The sequence below is a fragment of the Paraburkholderia sp. MM5384-R2 genome, assembly GCF_014201025.1.
Lineage (GTDB): Bacteria > Pseudomonadota > Gammaproteobacteria > Burkholderiales > Burkholderiaceae > Paraburkholderia > Paraburkholderia tuberum.
In genome coordinates, this window is the sequence record NZ_JACHDI010000085.1 from 1 (window position 1) to 1432 (window position 1432).

Genomic DNA, 1432 nt, shown 5'->3' on the forward strand with positions numbered 1-1432 from the left:
TGGGCGTGGCCTACGCGTTTATCGCGCCGTCGGTGTACCAGGCCGATATTCTCGTGCAGGTTGAAGACAGCATTCCGACCAACAATTCAAAAAGCCCGCTGGGCGACGTCTCCAACATGTTCGACGTCAAAACAGAGGCGACGGCTGAAATGGAAATCCTGCAGTCGAGAATGGTGGTCGGAAAAGCCGTCGACGATCTGCACCTCGACGTCAGCGCAAAGCCCAGGCGCTTTCCATTGATCGGAGACTGGTTGGGCCGGCAAGCCCGGAGTCTTTCCGAGCCAGGTATCTTTGGATTTGGCGGATATGCATGGGGCGATGAAGCGATCAAGGTGTCCAGCTTCGATGTCCCGGAAGCATTCGAAGGCGAGAAGTTCGTTCTGACGGTTCTGGAGGGCGAACGCTACCGGCTGGAGCAGTCGGATCTCAGCGAGCCGATCGAGGGTCGCGTGGGCGAAAAGCTCGACACGAAACTGCCCGATGGCGCGATCACGCTGCAGGTCGATTCGCTGAACGCAAGGCCGGGCACGCAATTCATTCTGGAAAGACAGTCGCGCGACAAGACGGTGGAAAGCCTGCAAAACCGGCTGACGGTCTCGCAGAAGGGTAAAGACAGCGGCATCATCGGCGCGTCGCTGATGGGCTCTGAGCGGCTGCTGACGGCCAGCACGCTCGCCGAAATCGGCAATGCGTATGTTGACCAGAATCTGAAGCGCAAGGCAGCGGAAGCCGAGAAGTCGCTTGCGTTCCTGAGCGGGCAGCTGCCGCAACTCAAGAGCGACCTGGAGCGCGCCGAGGGACGCTATAACGACATGCGCAACCGCATGGGCGTGTTCAATCTGAGTGAGCAGGGCAAGGCCTATCTGGATCAAAGCGTCGCCACGCAGCGCAGCCTGCTCGAACTGAAGCAGAAGCGCGCGGAGATGGGCGCGATCTACGCGCCGGGTCACCCCGCGATCCAGGCGATCGATCAGCAGATCGGCATGCTGAGCAGCAGGATCGGAAGCTTGTCGCAGCAGGAACAGGCGTTGCCGGACCTGGAGCAGAATGCGGTGCGCCTGACCCGTGACATGAACGTGAACAACGAGCTTTACGTCGGCATGCTGAACAACATGCAACAGCTCAGACTGGTTCGCGCCGGCAAGGTTGGAACGGTGCGGTTGATCGATAACCCGGTGGTGCCGAAAGAGCCGATCAAGCCGAACAAGCTTCTGGTGATTATCTATGCTGCGTTGGGCGGGCTGATTCTGGGCGTGGGTGCGGCGTTCGGGCGTACGGCGCTGTATCGGGGCGTGACCGACGCGCAGGAGATCGAGGAGCAAACGGGCCTGAACGTCTATGCGAGCGTGCCGCTGTCGCAGGCGAAAATCGCGCGAATCGGCAAGACGCCGAAGCTGCCCGCTGGCGAGAAGTTCCTGCTGGCGAGCGAGTT

At 60.5% G+C, this 1432-nt stretch carries 1 protein-coding gene; it reads left to right on the forward strand.

What is annotated here, in order from left to right; genetic code table 11:
• On the forward strand, nt 1-1432 hold a 1432-nt coding region (locus HDG37_RS38705; RefSeq protein WP_184056861.1), incomplete at both ends, for a GNVR domain-containing protein.